Below are 8,373 nucleotides of genomic sequence, written 5' to 3' on the forward strand. Positions count from 1 at the left end.
GTTTCGTAGGACACGACAATGCCGCGCTCCAGCAGCATTTCTTCCACCAGCCGCAGGCTTAACGGGAACCGGAATACAGCCAGACGGCATGGGCGATGATATGCGGTGGGAAACGGTGGTTCTTGTAGCTGATGGTCTGCGTGCTCATCACGTCCGGTTATCCGTCAACCGTTAAGCCCCGGACAACGTGACGACGCCTCCCGCGGGTGATGGTCACCGACAAGCTGCGGTCCTATTGAGCCGCAAAGGCCGCGTTGATGCCGAGTGTAGAAAATCGTTCGCATAAAGCCCTCAACAACCCGCTGAAAATTCACATATTTCCGTACGACGACGCGAACGGCGAATGATGCGCTTTAAGTCAGCGCGCCATTGTCAACGTTTCGTCTCAGTCTACGGCCAGGTCGCCAATCTCTTTCAGCTTCATCGCAAACATCTCCTTGCCGCCGATCATCGCGAACTCCGCGCCGACGCCATCATAACTTAGCGTCAAATCGCTGTGTCGATCCATGTATGAAATTTAGCCCGATGAGACACACCTGTCTCAAACCAGGTTAAGGCGACGCCACCGGCCATAGGTTTGCCGACGCTTAAATACGCCTCGTCGTCCCGGCCACGAGATCTTTGATGAAGGCCTGTGTGTATGGTGTCTGCTCCACAGAGCGGCGCGTTATCACTTCGTAGGGCTCACTCTTTGACCGCAGTTGCATGGGCAGAATGCTGGCCATGCCAAAATTGACAAAAAAGGCTGCAACATCGCTGGACAGTAGCGCGACAGTGTTTGGCTCAGCTTGAATCAATGACATCGTCGTTAGCGCTGAGCGGGTCTCCAGCAAGGCACGGGGCATGTCGAGGCCGGCTTGGCGGAATTCCTGTTCCAGAGATAGCCGCATCGGCATCGAAGCAGTGTAGACGATCCAGCGCGCCTCCGACAGTTCCTTGAGTCGCACCCGCTTGCGACCGATCAGGGGATGAGCCGGATTGGCAACGACTGCCAGCAGTTCGTCATGAAACGCAGTGACGGTGTAGAGCTGCGGGACCGTGCTCATTGAGCTGCGCCCAATCACCAGATCCAACAGCCCGCGGTCCAGCTGACGCAGCAGTTCGACGCTGGTATCTTCTAAAATCTCGATCGACGTGCGCGGGAAGCGCTTTAGAAAACTACTGATGATTTCGGTCACATACGGCACGGCGCCCATGATTGTACCGATGCGCAGCCTGCCCCACTCTCCATGCGACGCCGTGTGAATTTCCTGCGCCATGGCGGTCAGCTGTGAGAGCATGGTCTTGGCGTGGCGGATCATACACTCGCCCGCAATTGTCGGAATAAGTCCCCGATTGGTGCGGTCGAAAAGCTTCGTTCCAGCCAGATCTTCAGCCTCCTGCAATGCCTTCGTGGCGCGCGGTTGGCTCATGACAATCAGCTCTGATGCCCGCTTCAACGAGCCGCTGTCGTCAATGGCGGAGATCAGCAGCAGTTGCCGCATGGACAGGCGGAGCATTGGAATAGAATGAGAGCGTGACATCAGCCTACTGATTTCCTTTTCGTTATATCAATATCCAATAATAACGGATTTACAGCCGCCGCACCGCCGTTATTTTGCACATTAGGATGAAATAACCGCCGTTCATCACAGGAATCCGTGTTGGCAGGTTATCAAATTGGAATAGCAAGGCAGGGGTGGCACATGAGCCTGATCAATTACGTAACGCGGGTCCAATTCGGATACGGCGAAATTGCAACGCTCAAGGCGGAACTGGCTCTTGCAGGTATGTCCCGTCCGGTCATCGTCACCGACAAAGGCGTGCGAGCGCTTGGCATCCTGGAACGGATCGAAGCCGTAGGGGGGATTATTCCCGCCGCCATCTTCGACGAAACGCCCGGCAATCCGAATGAAGCAGCCGCCGTCAAGGCAACTGCCGTGTTTCGTGAGGCTGGCGGTGATGGCATTATTGCAATTGGTGGCGGCTCGGCCCTCGATCTTGCAAAAGCCGTTGCCGTGATGGCCGCACATGAAGGGCCGCTCAAGACCTACGCGGTCATTGAAGGCGGGATGGAAAAGATCACATCTCGCACCTTCCCGACCATCGCCATACCCACAACAGCAGGAACTGGCAGTGAAGTCGGTCGCGCCGCCATCATCATCCTTGAAGACGGCCGCAAGGTGGGGCTGCTGTCGCCTTTCCTTGTTCCGAAGGCAGCCATCGTCGATCCGGAATTGACGTTGAGCCTGCCGCCGATGCTGACCGCAGCAACGGGTATGGACGCGATCTCTCATTGCATCGAGACCTATCTTGCACCGTCCTTCAACCCGCCGGCCGATGGTATTGCACTCGAAGGCCTGCGCCGCGGCTGGGCGCACATCCGCCTCGCCGTGGAAGAACCGACCAATCGCGAGGCGCGCGCCAACATGGCGATCGTTGCCACCATGGGTGCCATGGCCTTCCAGAAAGGCCTGGGTTGCGTGCATAGCCTCAGCCACTCGCTAGGTGGCATCAATCCAAAGCTGCATCACGGCACGCTGAACGCCATCTTCATGCCACCGGTGCTTGCCTTCAACCAAAGCGCCAGCACTTCGGTGGCCGAGGGCAAGTATGCGCGGCTTGCCGATGCCATGGGTCTTTCAGCAAACGCCGACATCGGAGCGGCCATCGAAGAGATGACCCGTAGCATCGGCCTGCCGGCCCGTCTCTCCGAACTGGGCGTCACCGCCGATGTGTTCGACCGGGTCGTAAACGGCGCTCTCGCCGACCACAGCCATCGCACAAACCCACGTGAGGCATCGGCAGAAGACTATTACAGCATGTTGCAGGCGGTGCTGTAACGCCGTTACCTTAAGGAGCAGAAAAATGACGTACATGCTGCATGGCAAGCACCTGGTCGCCGGCGAATGGGTGGCGGCGGACAAGACATTCGCAAATGAGCCTGTTTCCGGTATTCCCACAGCATTTTCGCTTGGCAGCGTCGAACTGGTGAAACTTGCAGCCGAAGCCGCTGAAAAGGCTTTCTGGTCCTATGGCTATTCATCTGCCCAAAATCGGGCGGCGCTGCTGCGCGCCATTGCCGACGAGATCGATGCACGCGGCGGCGCCATTACCGAAATCGGCTGCCGTGAAACCGGCCTGCCCACTGCACGCCTGGAGGGCGAGCGTGGCCGAACGACCGGTCAGTTGCGGCTTTTTGCCAGCCATATCGAGAAGGGTGACTATCTTGATCGGCGTTTCGATCCGGCCCTGCCGGATCGTCAGCCCGCCCCACGTCCCGAGATCCGCCTTATGCAGCGTCCAGTTGGCCCGGTCGCCGTGTTTGGCGCGTCCAACTTCCCCCTTGCCTTCTCCACGGCGGGCGGAGACACCGCGGCTGCCCTTGCTGCAGGCTGCCCAGTGGTGGTGAAGGGACATTCAGCCCATCCGGGAACCAGTGAGATTGTCGCTGAAGCTATTCATGCTGCCATCGGCAGGTTGGGCATCGATCCGGGGGTATTTAGTCTTGTGCAGGGCGGCAATCGAGAGGTTGGAAGCGCCCTTGTCACCCACCCGCTGATCAAGGCCGTCGGCTTCACCGGTTCCCTCGCCGGAGGGCGCGCCCTGTTCGACCTCTGCGCAAGGCGCCCCGAACCGATACCCTTTTTCGGCGAATTGGGCAGTGTCAATCCGATGTTCGTCCTCCCGGAAGCTGCCAAGGCACGCGCGTCGGCCATGGGCACTGGCTGGGCCGCATCTCTTGTGATGGGCGCTGGCCAATTCTGCACCAATCCAGGCATTGCCGTGGTCGTTGAAGGTGCAGCTGCCGACAACTTCGTGGCCGCAACAAGGGATGCGCTGGCCAAGACCGGCCCACAGATCATGCTGACCGAAGGCATTGCCCGCGCCTACCATCAGGGTCAGGCGCGCATGAAGGACCGAGAGACGGTCGGGCCAGTCTGCGAGATGGTTTCGGAGGGGCGAAGCGCCAATCCGAACCTCTATGAGACGACGGCCGGCCAGTTCCTCGCAGACCACGTCCTGTCCGAAGAGGTGTTCGGGCCGCTCGGTCTCGTCGTGCGGGTGGAAACGCCTGAGGAGATGCATCGCGTCGCCCTGAGCTTCCAGGGCCAGTTGACGGCAACACTGCACATGGATGAGGGCGATCTGCCGCTGGCCAAGAGGCTGCTTCCCGTGCTGGAGCGAAAGGCTGGACGCGTGCTTGTCAACGGCTACCCCACCGGGGTGGAAGTGGTCGATTCCATGGTCCACGGAGGTCCCTACCCGGCTTCGACCAATTTCGGCGCCACCAGCGTTGGCACACTTTCGATCCGGCGCTTCCTGCGCCCGGTCAGCTATCAGAATTTTCCGGCGGGGCTCCTGCCGGAAGGTGTGCTCTAGCACCCCATTCACGACATGCCCCACCGGGGCATGAACACTAAACGGAGGAGGAACCCACCATGAAAGCGAATTTGATAGCCAGGACAGCAGTCTTCACAGGTCTGATTCTGGCTACCGGCATCCTGAGCGCCTCGGCCCAGACCACGCTCACCATCACACACTCGTCACCAGCCGACAGCCACTTCGGCGAAGGTGCTGCTGCCTTCAAGAAAGTCGCCGAGGAGAAATCCGGTGGTACACTGAATGTTGTTATCCAGCGTATGGACAATGAACGGGAGGCGCTTGAAAGCGTCCAATTCGGATCGCAAGAATGCGCAATGGGCTCCACAGGCTCGCTGGGTAACTTCGTGGCTGAGACCCGCGTTCTTGACGTCCCATTCCTGTTCGACAACTACGTGCATGCACGCGGTGTACTGGATTCCGAAATCGGCGGCGAGCTGCTGGCTCTGTTTCCGCAACACGGTCTATACGGCGTGTCCTGGCTGGAAAACGGCTTCCGCAACCTGACCACCGGCACCAAAAGCGTAAACTCGCCTGAAGACTTGCGCGGCATGAAGATCCGCACCATGGAAAATCAGGTGCATATGCAGGCTTGGCAGGCTGCTGGTGTGCTACCCACGCCGATGGCTTTCTCAGAGCTGCCGTCGGCGCTTCAGCAGGGCACGGTTGATGGACAGGAAAATTCTATCCCTGTGATCGTGGCCAACAATCTCGACATGATGCAGAAGCACCTCTACCTGACCGGCCACGTTTATTCCCCCGGCATCTTCGTCTGCAACCCGGACTTCATCGCCGGCCTGACGCCCGAGCAAAAGGCGGCCGTAGAAGAAGGCGGCAAGGCCGCAACAGCAGCCAATCGTGCGCGTGTCGAACAGGACGAAAATGTGGGCATCGAAACGCTGCGCACACGCGGCATCGAAGTGGTCGAGATCAAGGATCGCGATGCCTACCGCGATGCCATGGCCGCTGCAAATGCGGGCTTCGAAGAGCAGTTCGGTGCAGAGCTGATCAAGCGTATCCGTGACTGGAAAGCGCAATGAGCACATTGGCCACACTGATCCGTCGCGTTGACGGGGTTGTTGCAGGGGGGGTGGCGGCTGTCGCCTCCTTTGCACTGGCCATTGCGGTTGCTTCAAGCTTCTGGCAGGTCCTTGGCCGCTTCGTCTTCCAATCCCCTGCAACCTGGTCTGAAGCCTTAACGCGGCTCGCACTGGTGTGGATGGTGCTGCTTGGTATATCGGTTGCGCTGCGAAAGGGCGCGCTAGTTGCCATCGATCTGGCACGCGACGCCACAATAGGTGGGCTGCGCCGGAGCATTGAAGCCACGACACTCATCTCCTGCCTCATCCTGTTTGCAACGCTCTTCTGGTTTGGGATCGCCACGGCCCAGCGTGTCCGTATGCAGGAAATGGCTGGGATAGAAATCTCCATGGCGTGGGGCTACGCCGCCATTCCGATTGGAGCGTTCTTCGCGGCTCTTGGGGCAATGGTTCACTTCCTCGAATCGGGAAAGGAGACCACCCAATGACCGGTGCAATCATCACCTCGATGCTGGTGTTCTTCGCCATTTCCGTTCCGATTGCCATCGCCATCGGCCTTGCTTCGATGATCGGGCTTTTCGGCTTCACCACCCTGCCCGCCATCGTCATTCCCCAGCAGATCTATATTGCCCTCGACAAGTTTCCGCTGGCGGCAATTCCCTTCTTCATCCTCGCTGGAAACCTGATGGAAGTCGGTGGGCTTTCCCGTCGCCTCGTCGAATTCGCACGCGCCTTTGTCGGCAAGACCCAAGGCGGCCTTGCTGCAACCTGCGTGCTGACCTGCATGCTGTTTTCGGCCATCTCTGGCTCCAGCGTGGCCACCACATTTGCAGTCGGCGTCGTTCTCATCCCGGCCATGACGAAGTTCGGGTATCCGGTTGGTTTTGTCGCGGCACTCATGGCCACCTCCGCCGAGTTGGGCGTGATCATCCCGCCGTCCATCCCGATGATCCTCTATGGCGTTGCCACTCAGACTTCGATCCCGCAACTCTTCCTTGCGGGCATTCTGCCGGGGCTCCTGATTGCCGGAGCCTTGCTTCTGACCGCCGTAGTCTGGTGCCGGATCATGGGCTGGGGCAAGCGGGACGGCGAAGGCAGCCTGCCGCGCCTGACAGCAACCCGGCGCGCCGTCTGGGCCTTGCTGATGCCGGTATTGATCATGGGCGGCATCTATGGCGGCATCACCACCCCGACCGAGGCCAGCGTCATCGCCGTTGTCTACGCCATGCTGGTCGGCCTCTTCCTGCATCGGGAGATGACCTGGCAGGATCTGGTCAATGCTTTCAGCAAATCGGTCGTTACCTCCGCCGTGATTATGTTCATCATCGGCACCGCCAGCCTGATGGGGTATTTGCTCAACCGGCAGGGCGTACCCGATGCCGCCGCGCTGTGGCTGACGAGCACTTTCGACGGTCCCGTATCGCTGATGCTGGCCATCAATGCCATGCTCTTCGTCATCGGCATGTTTATCGAGACAGGGGCGAGCATCATCGTTCTGGCGCCGATCCTTCAAGATGCCGCCGCCCGGGTCGGCATTGCCCCGGTCCACTTCGGCACTGTCATGGTGGTGAACCTGGCGCTCGGCATGATTACACCGCCGCTCGGAGTCAACCTCTTCGCCGCCGCACAGATTGCCGGGTGCTCGGTCACGCACATGCTAAAGCCGCTGACGGTATTCGTCGGCGTCATCGTACTGTGCCTCATGGTAATCACCTTCGTGCCGGCCCTGAGTATGACACTGCCTGCACTGATCGGGCGCTGAGGCCACCTAGCTCGCGGTACCTGCCTACCCCGTCCGCGGGGCGGGCCCACATGCTCCCTTCTTAAAGAGTTTATCCGTCATGACCGGCATCCTTATCCAACAGCTACAGGACATCGTTGGCCGCCACTTTGTTCATACCGGAGCCCGTGGAACCCGGCGGTTTCGCCGCGGATACCGTTATGGCGACGGCGAGGTGCTGGCGGCCGTCGAGCCCGGTACGCTGGTTGAACAATGGCGGGTCCTGGAAGCCTGCATTGCTGCCGATGTCGCCATCATCTTCCAAGCGGCGAATACGGGCCTGACTGGTGGTTCGACCCCTTTCGGCGACGGCTATGACCGGCGGATCGTCATTGTCTCGACCTTGCGCAACACACGCATCGATCTGCTGGACCACGGACGACAAGTGCTGTGCATGCCCGGCGCCACGCTGGACCAACTCGAAAAGCGCCTGAAGCCGCTTGGGCGCGAACCCCATTCCGTCATCGGGTCAAGCTGTATCGGCGCCTCCGTCACCGGCGGCATCTGCAACAATTCCGGTGGCTCACTCGTCCAACGCGGCCCAGCCTATACCGAACTCTCCATGTTCGCGCAGGTCGATGCCGAAGGCCGCCTGCATCTCGTAAACCATCTTGGTGTGCGCCTAGGAAGCAACCCGCTAGAAATGCTGAACAGGCTAGATAAAGGCGACTACACACCTGCAGATGTAGACTTCCCTCAGGGGGTCCAGGCTTCAGACATAGAGTACAAGGATCATGTGCGCGACATCCACGCCTCCACGCCTGCCCGCTTCAACGCCGATCCGCGCCGCCACTACGAAGCGTCAGGATCAGCCGGGAAAATTGGTGTCTTCGCCGTGCGGCTGGACACGTTTGCCGTGGCTGGAGAGGAGAAGGTTTTTTACATCGGATCGCGGGATCCCGCCGAATTGGAAGCGATCCGCCGACATATTCTGGCGCATTTCCAGAACCTGCCCATTGCCGGAGAATACATGCATTCGGATGCCTTTAGAGCAGCACAGATCTGGGGCAAGGATCTCTACATGTTCATCCGTATCTTCGGGACGCTCAACGTGCCGCGCGCCTTTGCCGCCAAGAACTGGTTCGATGGACTGACGGAGCGATTTGGCCTCGGAAAAACAATCTCGGATCATCTGCTGCAATTTGCCAGCCGTCTGCTGCCGGAGCACTTGCCCAAAAGGCTGGTCGACTA

The 8,373-nt window shown here is 59.5% G+C and carries 7 protein-coding genes and 2 pseudogenes; 7 read left to right on the forward strand and 2 right to left on the reverse strand.

Annotated features, from left to right (window positions below; translation table 11 throughout):
* A pseudogene (locus tag DOU54_RS27000) lies at positions 1-148 on the reverse strand (IS6 family transposase); the annotation flags it as partial.
* A gap of 52 nt (positions 149-200) precedes the next feature.
* On the opposite strand from DOU54_RS27000, the pseudogene DOU54_RS27005 reads away from it, so the two are divergent.
* Positions 201-484: pseudogene (locus DOU54_RS27005) on the forward strand (DDE-type integrase/transposase/recombinase); the annotation flags it as partial.
* A gap of 103 nt (positions 485-587) precedes the next feature.
* Here DOU54_RS27005 and DOU54_RS27010 read toward each other — a convergent pair.
* On the reverse strand, positions 588-1,523 hold the full coding sequence (locus tag DOU54_RS27010; RefSeq protein WP_113732194.1) for a LysR family transcriptional regulator: 936 nt from the start codon (positions 1,521-1,523) through the stop codon (positions 588-590).
* A 162-nt stretch (positions 1,524-1,685) separates the two neighbouring features.
* Here DOU54_RS27010 and gbd point away from each other — a divergent pair, with 162 nt between their 5' ends.
* The 6 genes from gbd to dld form a co-directional block, all read left to right on the forward strand.
* The gene (gbd, locus tag DOU54_RS27015; protein WP_113732195.1) at positions 1,686-2,822 is read left to right on the forward strand and encodes a 4-hydroxybutyrate dehydrogenase; all 1,137 of its coding nucleotides are present in this window, start codon (positions 1,686-1,688) and stop codon (positions 2,820-2,822) included.
* Positions 2,823-2,847: 25 nt separating this feature from the next.
* Positions 2,848-4,362, forward strand: a complete 1,515-nt coding sequence (locus DOU54_RS27020; protein WP_113732196.1) for an aldehyde dehydrogenase (NADP(+)) — start codon at positions 2,848-2,850, stop codon at positions 4,360-4,362.
* Between the two features lie 59 nt (positions 4,363-4,421).
* Positions 4,422-5,402, forward strand: coding sequence for a TRAP transporter substrate-binding protein DctP (gene dctP / locus DOU54_RS27025; RefSeq protein ID WP_113732197.1), 981 nt, complete (start codon positions 4,422-4,424; stop codon positions 5,400-5,402).
* A complete protein-coding gene (locus DOU54_RS27030; RefSeq protein WP_113732198.1) occupies positions 5,399-5,890 on the forward strand; it encodes a TRAP transporter small permease in 492 nt (163 codons plus the stop codon). The genes dctP and DOU54_RS27030 overlap by 4 nt, the downstream gene beginning before the upstream one ends.
* A complete protein-coding gene (locus DOU54_RS27035; protein ID WP_113732199.1) occupies positions 5,887-7,164 on the forward strand; it encodes a TRAP transporter large permease in 1,278 nt (425 codons plus the stop codon). Before DOU54_RS27030 ends, DOU54_RS27035 begins: the two co-directional genes overlap by 4 nt.
* 79 nt (positions 7,165-7,243) lie before the next feature.
* A partial coding sequence (gene dld / locus DOU54_RS27040; RefSeq protein ID WP_113732200.1) for a D-lactate dehydrogenase occupies positions 7,244-8,373 on the forward strand: 1,130 nt, incomplete at its 3' end.

Origin of the sequence: Agrobacterium sp. MS2 (assembly GCF_003261015.1) — a bacterium.
GTDB lineage: Bacteria > Pseudomonadota > Alphaproteobacteria > Rhizobiales > Rhizobiaceae > Agrobacterium > Agrobacterium pusense.